Raw genomic sequence first — 17,115 nt, 5'->3', positions numbered from 1 at the left:
GAACGGCCAAAGAAAGGAAGACGTTATGAAACGATTGATGATTTTGTGGGTGCTGTTGTTCGTGATGGGTTCTACTATGACGCCACAGTCCGCCGTGGCCGCGACGACACCCCCTTATGAGGTGAGCGTCCCTTCCGGCACAACGCTTTATCAATTTGTCGGCAAGACACTCAAGCCGAAAGCGACGTTGCGAACAGCAAAGCGGTTCAAGGCGCTCAGCACGTCCGGTTATTACTATAAAGTCCAGGACGGAAGAACCATCTATTACGTGAAAAAGAAAGCCGTCAAACTAGTGGCGACAAACCTGTCCTTGACGACGTTTTCTGGTTCGACGTATGCACGTCTGACCCACGAATATATGCGCTCGCTCACCCGCGGCCAGACGCCGTACTACTATGATGAGTTGACAGCCAAGACCGCCGTCATCCGGGCTGACGCAGCGATGAAAGGGAACTGGTATATCCCCTCCCCGCCCTATCAGCTGCGCGTCCCGAACATCGATACATACCGCTTCGACGTCAGCGTCCCGGAGGTCGACTCGAAGTCGTTCAAGTTCCAAATCCATTACTTCACGACGTTGAACCAGTTGACGCAAGCATACGCCGCGACCGGAAACACTGAGTATCTCCGTTACGGAAAGCGGATCGTAACGAGTTGGACCAAGCAATATCCGGCTGGGAACTACAAACGCTATCCATGGCCGTATCACGACCACGGCACGGCGATCCGGACGTTCCATCTGCTCAACTTCTGGAACGAGTTCCGCTCGTCCGCCATCAACACCGACCCGGCGTTCTCGCAACTGTTCGCCAAGACGCTCTATGAGCACGCGACGCTCCTCGCGACACCGAGCTTTTATAAGCCGAACAATAACCATGGCATGTTCCAAGACATGGCGTTGACCGCTGTCGCGGAGACGCACCGAAGTTTCTATCGTTCGTCGTCATGGCGTTCGCTGGCGACGAACCGGCTCACACAGCAGTTGAACCATAGCTTGAGCACGGACGGGGTCCACCTTGAGCACTCACCGTTCTATCAGATTTATTTATATGACACGCTCGCCCGTTTCAACGACTGGGCCGCCGCTAACCGGTTCGCCTTGTCGAGCCGGATGGGAGACGTCAAAGATATGCCTGGTGCGCTGACGTATATGTTGAAGCCGAACGGGACACTCCCGATGTTCGGCGACACCCCGTCCATCGTTCACCGTCCGGACGCGATTCCCTATGTCGAGCGTTATCCACACTTGTATTATGCGATGACACAAGGGAGATCTGGGGCGCAACCGTCGACACGGGTCGGCAAGTTGTCGAACCAGTACGCCTTCTTCCGTCAGCATTGGGGCGGGGCTTCTGGTCCGTTCCACGACGCGGTCCAAGTGATGATGACGGCCGGCTATCACAGCAACATCCATAAACATGCCGACGATTTATCGATCGACCTTTACGGTTACGGACGCGACTTTATCGTCGAGAGCGGTCGTTACGCCTATACGAATCGACCCGAACGAAAGGTCGTCATGCAGGCAGCGGCCCATAATACCGTCCATGTTGCCGGACAGAACTTCAAATTGACGCCGAGCAACTTGCGACGCAGTCAAATCACTTCGGTCGGCGCTTCATCGACACAGTGGACGGCAGCCGGGACGAGCGGACTGCTCGGCCAGGGGATGACGCACACCCGTCGCCTCGCCTACGACCGCGACGGAACGGTGCTCGTGTACGATGACATCACGAGTCCGACCACGACCTCGTTCGTCCAGCGGTTCCATCTTGGGACCGGTTTGAACCGGGTCTCGAGCGGAAGCCGTCATGCCATGTTTAAAGACAACCAGAACCGCTCCATCCACTTGTTGCAACTCGAGGTCGGCACGACCCCGAAAGTCGCCGTCGGTGCGAGTTACGTGTCATACCGAGATTATGACTGGCAACGCCGCAATCAAGTCGTGACGACAAAGCGCGGCAAGCAAGTCGAGTATTTGACGCTGATCCATATCGGTGAAAAGACGACGAAAATCACATCCGCCACGGTCCAGACGACGGCGCGCCACTACGTCGTGCGCTACAAACTGTCGGACGGCAAGACGAAAACCCTATCCATGTTACGCTAACCTCCATTTTAAAAATGGGGGTTTTTTCTCGGTCGGTTAGGGAAAACTCGTTAAGTAGGCCAAAACGTGGCTTACAGCGCGTGTGCATACTTAAAGGGGAGGCAATTACATGGGGAACAAGAAGGAAGAGCAATTAAAACAACATATGATCGATAACGAGCAGCAAGCCGGGCTCACGACGAACCAAGGTCTAAAGATGGCGGAGGATGAGTTTTCGCTCAAAGCCGGGCGACGCGGACCGACGCTCATCGAGGACTTCCACTTCCGTGAGAAGATGACGCACTTCGACCACGAACGGATTCCTGAACGCATCGTGCATGCGCGCGGCGTCGGGGCCCACGGGGAGTTCCAAGTGTACGAGTCGCTCGCTGACTATACGAAAGCCGACTTCTTGAACGACCCGTCGAAAGTGACGCCGGTGTTCGTCCGCTTCTCGACGGTGCAAGGCTCGCGCGGTTCTGGGGACACCGTCCGCGACGTCCGAGGCTTCGCGACGAAGTTCTACACGGATGAAGGGAACTATGACCTTGTCGGGAACAACATGCCCGTCTTCTTCATCCAAGACGCCATCAAATTCCCGGACCTCGTCCATGCCGTGAAACCGGAACCGCACACGGAAGTGCCGCAAGGCGGAAGTGCCCACGACACGTTCTGGGACTTCGTCGGTCAAAACCATGAGGCGGCTCACCACGTGATGTGGGCGATGAGCGACCGCGGCATCCCGCGCAGTCTGCGCATGATGGAAGGGTTCGGCGTGCACACGTTCCGACTCGTCAACAAGGAAGGCAAGGCACATTTCGTCAAATTCCATTGGAAGCCAAAACTTGGCGTCCATTCGCAAGTGTGGGACGAAGCACAGAAGGCGCTCGGGAAGAACGCCGACTTCCACCGTGTCGACTTGTATGAAGCAATCGATAAAGGCGATTACCCGGAATGGGAACTCGGGCTTCAAATCATCGCGGAAGAAGATGAGTTCAAGTTCGACTTCGATATTCTCGATCCGACGAAACTTTGGCCGGAAGAAGACGTGCCCGTCAAACTTGTCGGCAAGATGATGCTCAACCGCAACGTCGATAACTTCTTCGCCGAGACCGAGCAAGTCGCGTTCCACCCTGGCCATCTCGTGCCTGGGATCGACTTCTCGAACGATCCGCTCCTGCAAGGACGCCTGTTCTCGTACACCGATACCCAGTTATCACGTCTTGGAGGACCGAACTTCCATCAACTCCCAATCAACAAACCGGTCTGCCCGTTCCATAACAACCAGCGCGACGGCATGCATCAGATGGCCGTTCATAAAGGACAGACGAGCTACCACAAAAATGCGCTCAACAACAATCAACCCGAGCCTGTTCCAGCCGAGCAAGGTGGGTTCGAGCACTATCAAGAGAAAATCGACGGGCACAAGATTCGTGGCCGAAGCGACAGCTTCCTCGACTTCTATTCGCAAGCGAAGCTCTTCTATAACAGCATGACCGACGTCGAAAAGCAGCACATTCAAGACGCTTACAGCTTCGAGCTCGGCAAATGTGAGTCGGACATGGTCAAAGAGAACGCCGTCGATTTGTTGAATCGCATCGACCGTCACCTCGCCTCTGTCGTCGCTGACAACTTAGGCGTCGAGCTTCCGGACGAGAACAATGAAGTCGTCTCGGACAAGACCTCACCGGCGCTCAGCATGGCCAATACAATCGCGAAACCGGACACGAAGAGCGTCGCCGTCCTCCTTGCCGGAGACGTCGATGCCGCGCAAGTGAAGGCGTGGGTCCAGGTGTTCGCTGACAACAAGGTCAATTACAGCCTCGTCGGGAAGAAGTCGTATACGCTCGGCGACCTTAAAGTGAAAGAGACGTATGATACGGTCGACTCGAGCCTGTTCGATGCCGCTTTCCTCGTCAGCACCGCGACCTCGGTCGAGGACGACGTGCTCGAATTCATCGAGAACACGTATAAGCACTTCAAGCCACTCGCGCTACATTTGCACCACGATGAAGTGCTCGACCGCTGCCGGGTGAAGACAGATCAACCAGGCGTCTACACGTTCAAACAACATAGTCTCGATGGTTTCGATACGTTTATCGACGGCATCGCGCAAGGACGGTTCTGGGACCGCGCCTAATGTGAACAGTTCAAGGATTCGACCCAAAACGACGGGTCGAATCCTTTTTACGTGCTTCCCTTCCCCTCCTCTCTAACGATATACTAGGTGGGGTATATAGCGTAAAGGAGGAAAGACTGGATGCGAAAAGAGTTTGCTACCTATGTGGAAAACCTTGAACTGCAACGACAGTTATACAAACGAACGTTAGTCACTGTCGTGCTCTCACAAATATTTGGAGGGGCCGGCCTCGCCGCCGGGATCACGGTCGGCGCCTTGCTGGCCCGTGATTTACTCGGGACCGACGCGTACGCGGGCGTTCCGACGGCACTGTTCACGCTCGGTTCCGCCGCCACCGCCTTTTTGATCGGGTTGATGTCACAGCGGGTCGGACGCCGCTTCGGACTAGCGACCGGGTTCTTGACCGGTGCGCTCGGAGCGGTCGGGGTCATCATTGCCGCGACGCTCGAGAGCGTACCGCTCTTGTTCATCTCACTCCTTATCTACGGGGCGGGGACAGCGACAAACCTCCAAGCCCGTTACGCCGGGACAGATTTGGCGAATGCGACGGAGCGAGCGACCGCGGTCAGTATCGCGATGGTCTCGACGACGTTCGGGGCTGTCGCCGGACCGAACTTGGTCGAGCCGATGGGACGTGTCGCCGACGGGCTCGGCTTGCCGACACTATCAGGACCGTTTTTGCTTGCGGGGGTAGCCTATCTCTTCGCCGGCCTCATTTTGCTCGTATTCTTGAACCCTGACCCGCTTCTCGTCGCCCGTGCCATCGAGGCGAAACGGCAAGAAACCATCGACACATCAGTCCATCCGGTTGAATCGACGCATGACCGCCGTGGTGTCTATGTCGGTGCGTTCGTCATGATCCTCAGCCAAATTGTGATGGTCGCCATCATGACGATGACGCCCGTTCATATGCGCCACCACGGACACGAGCTCGGTGCCGTCGGGCTCGTCATCGGGTTTCATATCGGGGCGATGTACTTGCCGTCCCTCGTGACAGGCGTGCTCGTCGACCGGATCGGTCGTGAAATCATGGCGATTGCCTCGGGGGTGACCTTGTTCTTCGCCGGGGTCGTCGCCGCTTTTGCCCCAGCCGACTCTCTCTTCTTGTTGATTGTCGGGCTCGTCCTGCTCGGTGTCGGGTGGAACTTTGGTCTCATCAGCGGGACCGCCATCCTCGTCGATGCGACGTCGACGGAGACGCGCGCGAAGACACAAGGCTCAGTTGATGTTTGGATTGCCTTAGCCGGCGCATCAGGAGGGATGCTCTCGGGCGTCATCGCCGCCCAGTCGAGTTATCTAACCTTGTCACTGCTCGGCGGCGTCATCTCCCACGTGCTCGTCCCGCTTGTCCTCTGGTATCGCCGTCATCTAGCCTGACGACCGACCGATGCGTGAACACGCATCGGTTTTTCTAGTGACAAGCGTCTGTTCGGACAAACCTCCATCCTTTTGTTATACTCCTTTAGTTATGTTTGTTAACTATTTAGAATCAAATGGATAAGGAGGCGGGCCGACGATGCAACTGACCGCACAAAAACTATGGACGAAAGATTTTCTCATCATCTCCCTCGTCAACTTCTTCTTGACGCTCATCTTCTTCTTGCTAATGGTAACCATCGGCGTTCATGCCGTTTCCACATATGGGGCTTCGACGAGCGAGGCCGGGCTTGTCACCGGCATTTTTATTATCGGGACGCTCGTCGGGAGACTCTTCATCGGACGCTTGATCGATTCGATCGGACGGCGCAAGACGCTTCTCATCGGTCTCACCTTCTTCACGGCGACAATTTTGCTCTATTTTATCGACCTCGGCGTTGGCTTTTTGCTGTTCACCCGCTTCGTTCACGGTCTCGGAATGGGACTGTCGAGTACGGCGACCGGAACAATCGTCGCCCAGGTCATCCCCGGCTCTCGAAAAGGCGAAGGCATCGGCTATTACAGCATGAGCTCGACACTCGCCACCGCCATCGGCCCGTTCGTCGGCCTGATGATGAGTCAGTACACGAGCTTCTCGGTCATCTTCCTAACTTGTCTCGTCGTCGGACTCATCAGTCTAGGAAGTGCCTTGTTCGTGAACGTCCCTGAGGCTGACAATCCGGAAGTTGTTCGGGGCTTGTCACTGAGTGCATTCGTCGAACCAAAGGCGTTGCCAATTGCACTCATCATTGGCGTCGCGGCCCTCAGTTACTCGAGCGTGTTGTCTTATATCAATTTCTATGCGAGTGAACTCGATCTCGTGGAAGCGGCGAGTATTTTCTTCCTTGTCTATTCTATTGCGGTCCTGATCTCGCGGCCCATCACCGGGCGCCTGATGGACGCGCGAGGGGCCAACATCGTCATGTACCCGGCCATCGCCTTCTTTGCGATCGGCATGCTTGTCTTGAGCCAAGCCAACAACGCAGTCATGCTGTTACTCGCCGGGGCGCTAATCGGATTAGGATTCGGGAATATCCAATCCGGCACACAAGCGATCGCCGTCAAAGCGGCGTCCCCTCACCGGATGGGCATGGCCACGTCGACCTTCTTCATCGCCTTGGACGCGGGTCTAGGATTCGGGCCTTATTTTATTGGCTTGCTCATTCCGTTGACCGGTTTTTCAACGCTCTATCTGTTGCTTGCCGGCGTCGTCTTCTTTACGTTGTTCCTCTATTACTTGATGAACGGTCGCCACGAGCGATCCGAAATGAAACAAGCTGCCTGACAGGACTTTTTACAGTCCCGTCTTTTTTAGAATGTTCACACATTTCATCGTCACTTACGGTAATATGAGAATGACGCGCCGAAAAGTTTTTGATTGAAATGAGGGACATGATGCACGCCGACCAGACAATCCAACACTATTCCTCCGTCCTCCTCCGAACGTTCGACAAAATCTCTGATTTTGTCTTCTTCATGGAAGTGGACGGTTCAACTTATCGCTATATATTTGTAAACGAGCCGGGGAAGCAGGCGATCGGCTGGACAGATGCCGATATCGGGAAACGTGTCGAGGACATGGTCCCGCCCGAGACAGCCGCTCTCGTCACACGACATTACGAGGAGGCTGTTCGGGAGCGAAAGAGTATCGTCTTCGAAGACTACCGCCTGGCCGAACCTTCTTACTCGGTCCAACCCGTCTCACATGAGATTCAACTACCGGTTCATTACTACGAATCCGAGGTGACCCCGGTCTTCGACGAGGCAGGCGTCTGCACACACGTCATCTCGGTCGTCCGGGAAGTGACGGAGCGGAAGCGTCGCGAACTCGAACTGTCGATTCTGAAAGACCAGCACGAGTCGCTCCGGCGCTACTCGCCGCATGGCATCTTCGTCCTCGATGACGCGTTTCGCGTCCAATCGATCAACCCCGCTGCCACGCAGATTACCGGTTACGGAGAAGATGATTTGTTAGGCGAGTCATTTTTAGCATGGTTGCCAGAGTCAGAACGAATGCTCGTCGACGACGGTCTCCGCTTTGCCTTGTCCGGCACCCCGCACAAATACGGGATCACGGCGCTTCAAAAGACCGGGGATTTCCTCGACTTGGCCATCTTGAATATTCCGATTGAAGTCGGAGGCCGAATCACGGGTCTGTTCGCCATCATTATTGACCATACTCCGGAGAAAAATGCCGAGCGTGCGACCCAAGAGAGCGAGCGTCGCTATCGCCAACTGATCGAGACGATTCCGGAAGGGATTATCGTTCATAAAGACGGCGTCATTCTATACGCCAACGCCCTAGCGCTAGAAACAATCGGAGAGACGAATATCGAGCGCGAATCAATCTTTAAATTTGTCGCCTCGGAATTTCATGAGACGACAAAGGCGCGCCTCCAAGCCTTACGGCAAGGTGATCCCGTTCAAGACACGGAAATCGTGCTCCTCACGCCGGGAGGACGAAGACTACATATGGACATCGGCAGCCTGCTCATCGATTACGAAGGCACGACTGCCGTCATGACTTTGTTGCGCGACGTCACCGAGAAGCGTGAGATGGAGCGCGCCCTGCACCAAAGTGAGACGCAATATCGCCTCATCACGGAGAACATGAGCGACCTCGTCTGTATCCTCGAGCGTGACGGTCAAGTGCGCTACGCTTCGCCGTCCCACAAGACCGTGCTTGGATATGCGCCCGAGCTTTACGAGGGTAAAAATACGCTCGACTTCATCCATCCGAATGACGTCGAGTCCGCGAGACGACAACTCGACACGATGACAGCGTCGAGCGAACCGCTCACCCTCGAATTTCGTCACCTGCACCAGGATGGACGTTGGATTTGGCTCGAGACGAAGATTCAAGCGATTTACGACGACGTTGGCCAGCTGCTCCATTATTTGACGGTCACGCGGGAAATCATGAAACGCAAAGTGTTGGAGAAACAGCTCAAGCACCTGGCTTACCATGACACGTTGACCGACTTGCCGAATCGGCGCTACTTCCTCGCCTACTTGGAAGAGACATTGGTGCGATTGGATGAAGGAGACGAGTCTCTCGCCGTCCTCTCGCTCGATATCGACTGTTTCAAACAGATTAACGACACACTCGGACATGACATCGGCGACGAACTGCTACGCCAATTCTCTGCTCGCCTGACCGATGTCCTGCGCAACCAAGACGTGATCGCTCGCTTTGGCGGCGACGAATTTTCGGTGCTCATCCGTTACACGGAATCCGATGCGCCGAGACGGGTGGCCGAAAAGCTTGTCACCGCGCTCCAACTTCCGTGGTTAATCGAAGGACATACGTTCGTTACGACCTCGAGCGTCGGGGTCGCCCCTTACCGACCAGGAATGTCGACGAAACAATTGCTCAAACACGCGGATTTGGCACTATATGAAGCCAAGGCCAATGGACGAAATCAATATGTCGTTTTTAAAGACCGCTCCTGAGCGGTCTTTTTTCACGTGAAACATAGATAACAGCACCTAAACACGAACATTAAAGAGGATTTATCAGCAATCATCAAGAATTTTTATCTTTTATCGCTATATCCCTTTGACATATGCTCTAATTTACGTTACATTACCGAATGGACGAAGTATTTATCATTCAACGAATCTAATTGTTCGTAAATAGGGGTGTGACAACATGGATAAAGTATTTGATTATGAAGATATTCAATTGATTCCCGCAAAATGTATCGTCGACAGCAGGTCTGAATGCGATGCGAGCGTGACGCTTGGGGGCTTTACGTTCCGACTTCCGGTCGTGCCTGCCAACATGCAGACGATCATCGATGAGAAAGTCGCCTTATCGCTGGCCGAGAACGGTTACTTCTACATCATGCATCGCTTCCATCCAGAGACGCGGCTCAAGTTCATCGAAGACATGCATGGACGCGGGTTATATGCATCGATCAGTGTCGGTGTGAAGGAAGATGAGTATCGCTTCGTCGAGATGCTGGCCGAATCCGGGCATACGCCGGAGTTCATCACGATCGATATCGCGCACGGTCATTCGAACGCGGTCATCCGCATGATTCAACACATCAAACACCACCTTCCAGGCTCGTTCGTCATCGCCGGCAACGTCGGGACCCCGGAAGCAGTCCGGGAACTCGAGCATGCCGGGGCGGATGCGACGAAGGTCGGTATCGGACCAGGCAAAGTCTGTATCACGAAAATCAAGACAGGCTTCGGCACGGGCGGTTGGCAACTCGCCGCGCTCCGTTGGTGTGCCAAGGCGGCGACGAAACCGATTATCGCGGATGGGGGCATCCGGACACATGGGGACATCGCCAAATCGATTCGCTTTGGGGCATCGATGGTCATGATCGGTTCGTTGTTCGCCGGCCACGACGAGTCACCGGGCGAGACGTTCGAACAGGACGGGAAGTTGCTCAAAGAATACTTCGGGTCGGCTTCTGAATTCCAAAAAGGGGAACGGAAAAACGTCGAAGGCAAGAAAGTGTTCGTCGAGCATAAAGGGGCGCTCCAAGACACGTTGACCGAGATGGAGCAAGACCTCCAATCGGCCATCTCTTACTCGGGTGGGGACAATCTCGATGCATTGCGCACCGTCGATTACGTCATGGTGAAAAACTCAATCTTCAACGGGGATAAAGTGTACTAAAAAAAGCGGCTCGCGTGAGCCGCTTTTTTTATGCATCAATCAATCGTTTCGTCATCATATAGTAATCAGAGCCAGGCGGATAGTCGTATAGGACGCCCGCTACCTCATAACCGAAGCGCTCATAAAACGTCTTCGCCTGAAACGAGAACGTCGTCAACTTGACGCGCGTCGCCCCGAGTTCGCGGGCCAACCGCTCCCCTTCCTCGAGCAGACGGCTTCCCAGGCCTGTTCCCGCATGTTCTGACGCGACCCATAACCGGTCCAAGTCGAACCAGCCCCAATAGACGCTCCCAAACAACCCTGCGATCATTTCCCCGTCGTGTTCCACTTTCAGCTGAACGACCGGGACGTCAGCATTGCGGATCTCGCGATGGTGCATCGAGTGAGCGTCATTGAACGTTCGCAACCGACTCGTCAAAAACTGTTGAAACGTTTCGTCTTCGTCGTGAATCCGTTTGATTTCCATCACGCTTCCCCACTCGAGCCGTTCACGAAGAACGAAATCAGCTCTTGTTCTTCCTCGTCGACCGAGCGCCCCGTCAAACGTTCGTACTGTGCGGTTATCTTTTCCTTATTTCCTGGGAAATCAATAGTGATTTGGGCCAAACTCCGTAATATGTCTCGGTCTTTCTCGTACTCGAGACGGGTCACGACTTGACCGTGCGACCAGACGTACGCCTCGGCCTCGAACTGGTCGAGCACCTCTAAAAGGCGAAGCGTCTGGGCCGGCGTCATCCGCCAAGACGGCGCGTACAAGTTCGCATAGAGGGCATCCCCTAAAAACAGTACCTTTTCCTCTGGTACGTAAGCCACGACCGCATCGGCAGCATGATCTCCACCGACATGCTTTAAGAGGACGTGGACCCCGCCAAGGTCGAGCGTGATTGTATCATCGAACGTCACGGTCGGTAAGACGACACGCATCGACCTGTCTTCACCGTATTCGAGTTGGATCGCCTCCGCGCAAAACGCGATTTCACGTCCGTCCTCGACCCGTTCGGCCAACGCCTCATCGTCCCACGTGTAGGGAAACAGTCGCTCGATTCCGGCTTTTGTCGCCGTGCTTGCAATCGAGACAGTATCGGTCAATGCCGACAATCCAAAAACATGGTCCCAGTGCCAATGCGTCAACGCCACGAGCGTTGGGCGCTTGATTCCTTGTACGGTCAAGGCGTCTAAAAATAAGTTCGTATGCGCCTCGGAGTTCCCTGCATCAATCATGAGTGTATGCGTGTCACCGACAACAGCTCCTAAAATCGGACGATCGGTCTCGGCGACAGGGGTCATGTACCAAAAGCGGTCGGAATATTGTTTAAGCGTCTGCATGACCGGCTCCTTCCTTATTCCATAATTTGTCGAACGCTTCGAGCGCTCTCCGTTCGTCATTGACGATTCGAATCGTTCGTAGCGGCAAATGACTCAACACCTTCAATTCACGTTGTTGCCGTTCTTCCAGAAGTCGAATCGTTCCTTCGATTCCAACCAATCCGTTCGCCCGGCCATACGCACGAGTCGTATAGTAGTCGACGAAACCTTGTTGCCACTCGGGCGGACGTTCCGCATACACATTACGAAACACAGCCGGGACATCGTTCGTCTCCAAGTACACAACCGTCGGATCAAGCGTAGTGATCAGGCCCGCCACGGTCTCAATATAACGCTCAATCTGTTCGTTCGGAACGTGTTGCGACACCATGCCGATCGTGAACGGATTTTGAAGAATGGCACACTCAAACACATAGTCTACCTCATCCCTTTGTGCACGTTCCACGAACCGATGCCAACGGCCGATCATGAGGTCGACATGTTTCTCGAACGGTAACTCATAGACGTCCGTGCCATAGATGGCCTCTCCAGCCCGATAGCGGACGAATCGACCATCTCCATCTTGATCGATGACATCTCCCTCGAACCGTATGTCCCCTTCGACCCAATGGACGTCATGCAAATCGACCGGGTGGGACGCATCGATTTCCGAATAGAATTTGTAGGAACTCCCTCTCGCCACAAACGTTTCGGCGAATGTCGTCTTTCCGCTCCCAGGCAACCCTTCAATCAGCCACAACTTCCCCATCGTCCGTCTCCTTTTCAGTGTTCTTGATATGAGTCGTACACGTAGTATCCGTCCCCGCCACAGTTTTTCGCGACGTACATGGCCGCGTCCGAGTGATGGATGATCGCATCAAGGGATGCTTGGTCCATCCTAGAGTAGGCGACACCGACACTGGCTGATAATCTAAGTCTCAAGCCGTTCCCGACCGTCATTTCCTGGGAAATGACATGATTCAACTCGCCAAACACGGTTGGATCGAGCGCTTCCGGCTCTGCTTCGATGACGATTAAAAACTCGTCGCCCGCAAATCGGTACGCTTTCCCTGAAACCGTTTGGCTGAACGTACGGATTCGTTTCGCCGTCTCGATGAGCACCTCGTCCCCGATCAAATGACCGTAGGAATCGTTTACTTGTTTAAAGTCATCTAAATCGATAAATAGCAGAGCGACCGTTTGCTTCCGATTCATTTTCTGTCTCAAATCGGTCATGAGCGAATGCCGGTTCGCCAGCTTCGTCAGCCCATCTTGGGTGATGAGCTCAATCACTTCTTGATGCTTGCGTTCACGTCGAATCTCGTTCTCCATCCAGCGGGTCACGAGCAGGATCGTATCGGTCATCTCGTTGATCGTCACCGTGTCGACGACATCGTCCAAGCTGCCTTGTTCAGCCAAAAAGACGACCCATCCGAACGTCTTCCCTTCATTCGCTAGTGGCAGGCTGATCATCGAGGCAAACTCGATTCCATCGATGACGAATTCGTTTCGACCCAGCTTTTGATGACCGATCGTCGTCAACGCGTGTAGTTGCTGCAACTCGTCTCCCGTCCAATCGAGTTTGCTTTCCCCATCCTCTGATAAGACGCGATAGGTGGACTCCGTCGAGAAAACGAGTGCGTGGGAATATCCAATCCAGTCACGGAGCACCGTCTGAATCCGTTTCAATTTATCACTGAACGGTTCGTGAATGGCCGTCACTTCATAGAGCGACTCGAGCGTCTGTTGCCGTCGGGCTTGCGCTCGCGCTTGCTCGGTCAATTCGATTTCCGCCATGACCCATCTGGCGAAATCTTCGAGCGTTTGCAGCGCCTCGGTATCGAAGCGACGTGACCGTTCGTCGGTCACGCATAGCGTACCGATGACGTGGCCGCTTCGTGTCAAGAGCGGCACGCCGGCATAAAAACCAATCCCTTCGAGTAACGGATTGTCCGACATCGCCTCGGCCGTCCGTACATCCTCGATGACGAGCGCCGATTTTCCTGTCACGACACGGTCGCACAACGTCCACTTCCGCTCCACGCTCGAATTTTCAAGCGCGACCCCTTGGCACGATTTGATCCATTGTTGATCCGTCGTCAAAATCGAGATCAGTGCGACCGGCATGTCCAACGTCCGGGCGACAAGCCGTGAGATCCGATCATACCGTTCTTCTCGCGGGGTGTTCAAAATTTCAAGCCGAAGGATTGTCTTCAGTCGTTCGGCCTCCGTCTCATCGAGTGACGTCACCGCCATGGCTTTATCTGACTCGCCCTGACGCAACGCCGCATGTTGTGAGACGAGCGCTTCAAGCGCCTGCTTGAGGTCAGAGGGTGGAAGGGGTCGACTGAAGAAGTATCCTTGAACCTCGTCACATCCGAGCTGATCAATCGCACGATACTGTACTTCAGTCTCAACACCTTCAGCCGTGACCTCTAAATTCAATTTCTTGGCGAGCGAGACGATCAGTTTGACGATTTCGTACTCTTTCAGCCCGTTGTCTTTGTCCAATTGATTGATGAACGAACGGTCAATCTTGATGCCATCGATATCAAACATTTTTAAATAGTTGAGCGACGAATAGCTGACCCCAAAATCGTCAATCAAAATCCGGAACCCCTTCGCTTTCAAATAATCGACTGTTTGAATGCCGAGGAGCGGTTCTTGCATGAGCGTATGCTCTGTGATTTCAAATTCGAACTGTTCCGGCAGCAGGCCATACGCCGAGAGAATCGGTAACAACTGCTGAATATAATCTTGGCGGAACAATACCGGCGAGACGTTGATTGCGACACGTCGGCCTTCAAACAAGTCCGGCTGGTCAATCATGTCACGGCAGACCCGATCAAAGACGAACTCGGTAATATCCTCGATCAAAAGTGACTTTTCGGCAATCTTAATAAACGTTTCCGGCGAGACGTTCCCGAGTGCCGCGCTTTGCCAACGCACGAGCGCCTCGAAATGAACCGTTCCGTCCTGACAGCCGACTTTCGGCTGGTAGACGACGCTCAATTCATCCGCCTTCAACCCTTTGACGAGTTCCATCTCAATCGTCATCTCATCGATGTAGTGCTGCACGTAGTCATCTTTCTCGTACACTTTGATGATTTGTTTCCCAGCCTGTCTGGCCTCCAGGAGTGCTGTTGACGCGTTCATGATGACCCGGTCTGCATCCTCGGTTCCCGCACTGATTCCGAGGCAGCCGGACAAGGCGAATTCCGTCTCGGCAACTTGGTACGTGTAGTCGGCAATCGCCGCGAGCAGGCGCTCCCCATGCATCGTCGCCGTTTCGACCGACGTGTATGGTAAGACGGCGATAAAATCCTCCCCGTCGACGCGACCGATGATTGAGCCTTTCGGCAATAGGTTCGACAAGTGCCGAGTCATCTCTTTAATCAGGCGATGTGACCGCTCCACGCCTTGGAGGGACAGAATGATTTTGAATCGATTGATGTGCAGCCGCATGACGCTCGTCGCTTCCGTTTCTTGTTTCAGGAACAACTTCTCGAGTTCGAGCTTCACTTTCATCAAGTTCGGCATCCCGGTCAAGTAGTCAATATTCTCGATGCTACTCAACAATTTCATTTCCGCCTCTTCCGATAAGTCCGTCGTCAAGCCGAGGACGTAACGCACCTCTCCCGCCTCGTTCTCGAGTGGCATGAGGACGGATGAGGCGAATCGGGCCGTGTTGGCGTCGATGTTCATCTTCGACATGAAATAGACGGGTTCATGCGAGGCGACGACTGCGTCGTAATGCACAATCAGCTCGTTGGCGACCTCGGCCGCGTACATGTCATGCAGATAACGTCCCCCTACGTCTTCCGGAAGTGAGGACGCCAGTTTCCCCTGCTCACTGACGCGCACATAACGGTAACCGTCAGGCGTCACTTCCATCAAAAACACCATCCGGTATAAATGAACGAAAACATCAAACAAATAATACGGGTCGATCTTCATCTGCTGCATACTGTACCTCCAGGCAATCTCCGTTTCCTCTAGTTTAGTTGTTTTAGACGATGTTGTTCACGAAACCGTTCAAAAAAAGGGGAAGCATTTTTTGAGATGTACTTAAAATCGGGTATAGATAGGTAAAAGTTGAAAAAGCGAGGTGAACCATCATGCTCAGTCGAAACGTCTACCCACAGACACGTCCAGGGAAATGGTCGGTCCTCTTGTTGCTCGCTGTGTTCTTTCTCTTAATCATCTCTGCCCTCATTGTCCAGTCGGGTCAACCATTCAATTTCGACACCCTATTCGACAACACGTGGGCTGCCGTCGTGTCGATATCGGCCGTCGTCGCCGCGTTCGGTGCGTTTGTCATTGGACTTTACACGATTTTCCGCAACCATGAGCGCTCGGTCGCCGTCTTCTTTACCGTCTCACTCGGTGGACTGGTCGCCCTGTTCGTCATCATGCAACTGTTTCTCTAATCGAAAACGCACCTATCCGTTAGGACAGGTGCGTTTTGGTCAGAGAAGCTCTTTGGCGAGGAGGCGGTAGACGTTCAGACGACTCTCTTGCGTATGTTGGATGCTGCAAATCATCGCCTCATCAAATCCATAATGGGCCGACTCTTCTTGTAGCTGCGTCGCGATTTGCTTCGGTGTCCCGACAAGATGAATCTTGCGGTTGTTGGCGATTTGAATCTTATCGACTTCGGTGAGGGGGTAATCGTGCGCCGCTTCCGGACTAAGCAGTTGACGGAGCTGGCCTTTCATCAAGAACAAGCGCGACAAATCCGACGGACGGGCCAAATACTCGGCTTCCTCTTCTGTCTCGGCCGTCGTGACGAGATACGTGACGCTAATGTCGGGCTTCTCCATGAACGCGGATGGGGTGAAGTGATGGCGATATGCGTCGAGCGCATCGACGCTCAGTTCACCGTTGAAAAACTGGGCGAACGAATAGCCGAGCCCCATCCGCCCTGCTTGAACGGCGCTGTTTCCGCTCGATCCAAGGAGCCACGCCTCAGGAAGCGTCACCCCGGTCGGAGCGGCCGGCGTGTTCTTATACCATCGCTCTTCCGGGGTCTCGTCGTTAATCAGTTGCAACGTCGTTCCAAGTTTTTCATACAAACCGTCCATCATCGGTTTTTGACCTTGTGACATCGCGTAGATGGCGTTAGGGTCTCCCCCCGGTGCCCGGCCGACCCCGAAGTCGATACGGCCCGGTGCGAGCGCGCTGAGTGTCTTGAACACTTCGGCCATCTTGAGCGGCGAATAGTGCATCATCATGATGCCACCCGACCCAAGACGAATCCGTTCCGTCTTCGCGGCGATATACGCTGCGACGACTTCCGGGGCCGAGCTCGCGAACGACATGCCTCCGTGGTGTTCGGCCATCCACATCCGGTAATATCCTAGTTCTTCTGCCACTTGGGCGAGTTCGACCGCGCTTTGCAACGCGTGTTCTGACGTATGGCCGGATGTCACCGGCGCTTGATCGAGTACACTTAATCTCATCTGTATCGCTCCGTTCCTAAAGTATATATGGTGAATATCTCGAATTTGTAAGACTCGCCGTCATCAT

At 54.1% G+C, this 17,115-nt stretch carries 12 protein-coding genes; 7 read left to right on the top strand and 5 right to left on the bottom strand.

Annotated elements, in window-relative coordinates:
• Positions 1–25: 25 nt before the first annotated feature.
• The 6 genes from AC13H5_RS00690 to guaC all read left to right on the top strand — a co-directional run bounded on the left by AC13H5_RS00690 (position 26) and on the right by guaC (position 10,281).
• Positions 26–2,110 (top strand): heparinase II/III domain-containing protein, encoded by a 2,085-nt coding sequence (locus tag AC13H5_RS00690; protein ID WP_483546142.1) that lies wholly within the window; start codon positions 26–28, stop codon positions 2,108–2,110.
• A gap of 109 nt (positions 2,111–2,219) precedes the next feature.
• Entirely contained in the window at positions 2,220–4,229 is a 2,010-nt protein-coding gene (locus AC13H5_RS00685) for a catalase (protein ID WP_214754403.1), read from the top strand.
• A 120-nt stretch (positions 4,230–4,349) separates the two neighbouring features.
• Complete coding sequence (locus AC13H5_RS00680) at positions 4,350–5,606, top strand: MFS transporter (protein WP_483546141.1); 1,257 nt, start codon at positions 4,350–4,352, stop codon at positions 5,604–5,606.
• 139 nt (positions 5,607–5,745) lie between these two features.
• Positions 5,746–6,930, top strand: a complete 1,185-nt coding sequence (locus tag AC13H5_RS00675; RefSeq protein WP_214754407.1) for an MFS transporter — start codon at positions 5,746–5,748, stop codon at positions 6,928–6,930.
• 110 nt (positions 6,931–7,040) lie between these two features.
• A complete protein-coding gene (locus tag AC13H5_RS00670; protein WP_215190471.1) occupies positions 7,041–9,098 on the top strand; it encodes a PAS domain S-box protein in 2,058 nt (685 codons plus the stop codon).
• A 199-nt stretch (positions 9,099–9,297) separates the two neighbouring features.
• Positions 9,298–10,281, top strand: coding sequence for a GMP reductase (gene guaC, locus AC13H5_RS00665; protein WP_214708298.1), 984 nt, complete (start codon positions 9,298–9,300; stop codon positions 10,279–10,281).
• Positions 10,282–10,309: 28 nt separating this feature from the next.
• Here the strand turns inward: guaC and AC13H5_RS00660 are convergent, their stop codons facing one another.
• Genes AC13H5_RS00660 through AC13H5_RS00645 form a run of 4 tightly spaced genes read right to left on the bottom strand, consistent with a single transcriptional unit; the run spans position 10,310 to position 15,552 of the window.
• Complete coding sequence (locus AC13H5_RS00660) at positions 10,310–10,747, bottom strand: GNAT family N-acetyltransferase (protein WP_214754409.1); 438 nt, start codon at positions 10,745–10,747, stop codon at positions 10,310–10,312.
• A complete protein-coding gene (locus AC13H5_RS00655; protein WP_214824184.1) occupies positions 10,747–11,607 on the bottom strand; it encodes an MBL fold metallo-hydrolase in 861 nt (286 codons plus the stop codon). The genes AC13H5_RS00660 and AC13H5_RS00655 overlap by 1 nt, the downstream gene beginning before the upstream one ends.
• The gene (locus AC13H5_RS00650) at positions 11,594–12,355 is read right to left on the bottom strand and encodes a P-loop NTPase family protein (protein ID WP_214754413.1); all 762 of its coding nucleotides are present in this window, start codon (positions 12,353–12,355) and stop codon (positions 11,594–11,596) included. The genes AC13H5_RS00655 and AC13H5_RS00650 overlap by 14 nt, the downstream gene beginning before the upstream one ends.
• A gap of 14 nt (positions 12,356–12,369) precedes the next feature.
• Positions 12,370–15,552 (bottom strand): EAL domain-containing protein, encoded by a 3,183-nt coding sequence (locus AC13H5_RS00645; protein ID WP_214754415.1) that lies wholly within the window; start codon positions 15,550–15,552, stop codon positions 12,370–12,372.
• 152 nt (positions 15,553–15,704) lie between these two features.
• Here AC13H5_RS00645 and AC13H5_RS00640 point away from each other — a divergent pair, with 152 nt between their 5' ends.
• Positions 15,705–16,016, top strand: a complete 312-nt coding sequence (locus AC13H5_RS00640; RefSeq protein WP_214754417.1) for a hypothetical protein — start codon at positions 15,705–15,707, stop codon at positions 16,014–16,016.
• A 39-nt stretch (positions 16,017–16,055) separates the two neighbouring features.
• Here the strand turns inward: AC13H5_RS00640 and AC13H5_RS00635 are convergent, their stop codons facing one another.
• A complete protein-coding gene (locus AC13H5_RS00635) occupies positions 16,056–17,048 on the bottom strand; it encodes an LLM class flavin-dependent oxidoreductase (RefSeq protein ID WP_214754419.1) in 993 nt (330 codons plus the stop codon).
• Between the last annotated feature and the right edge of the window lie 67 nt (positions 17,049–17,115).

The sequence above is a fragment of the Exiguobacterium sp. FD-YE-25-4 genome, from assembly GCF_057004685.1.
This window is presented reverse-complemented; position numbering and strand designations above follow the sequence as displayed.

Coding starts and splice junctions, on each gene's coding strand:
- AC13H5_RS00690 (WP_483546142.1), top strand. CDS start 26: ATGAAACGATTGATGATTTTGTGGGTGCTGTTGTTCGTGATGGGTTCT.
- AC13H5_RS00685 (WP_214754403.1), top strand. CDS start 2,220: ATGGGGAACAAGAAGGAAGAGCAATTAAAACAACATATGATCGATAAC.
- AC13H5_RS00680 (WP_483546141.1), top strand. CDS start 4,350: ATGCGAAAAGAGTTTGCTACCTATGTGGAAAACCTTGAACTGCAACGA.
- AC13H5_RS00675 (WP_214754407.1), top strand. CDS start 5,746: ATGCAACTGACCGCACAAAAACTATGGACGAAAGATTTTCTCATCATC.
- AC13H5_RS00670 (WP_215190471.1), top strand. CDS start 7,041: ATGCACGCCGACCAGACAATCCAACACTATTCCTCCGTCCTCCTCCGA.
- guaC (WP_214708298.1), top strand. CDS start 9,298: ATGGATAAAGTATTTGATTATGAAGATATTCAATTGATTCCCGCAAAA.
- AC13H5_RS00660 (WP_214754409.1), bottom strand. CDS start 10,747: ATGGAAATCAAACGGATTCACGACGAAGACGAAACGTTTCAACAGTTT.
- AC13H5_RS00655 (WP_214824184.1), bottom strand. CDS start 11,607: ATGCAGACGCTTAAACAATATTCCGACCGCTTTTGGTACATGACCCCT.
- AC13H5_RS00650 (WP_214754413.1), bottom strand. CDS start 12,355: ATGGGGAAGTTGTGGCTGATTGAAGGGTTGCCTGGGAGCGGAAAGACG.
- AC13H5_RS00645 (WP_214754415.1), bottom strand. CDS start 15,552: ATGCAGCAGATGAAGATCGACCCGTATTATTTGTTTGATGTTTTCGTT.
- AC13H5_RS00640 (WP_214754417.1), top strand. CDS start 15,705: ATGCTCAGTCGAAACGTCTACCCACAGACACGTCCAGGGAAATGGTCG.
- AC13H5_RS00635 (WP_214754419.1), bottom strand. CDS start 17,048: ATGAGATTAAGTGTACTCGATCAAGCGCCGGTGACATCCGGCCATACG.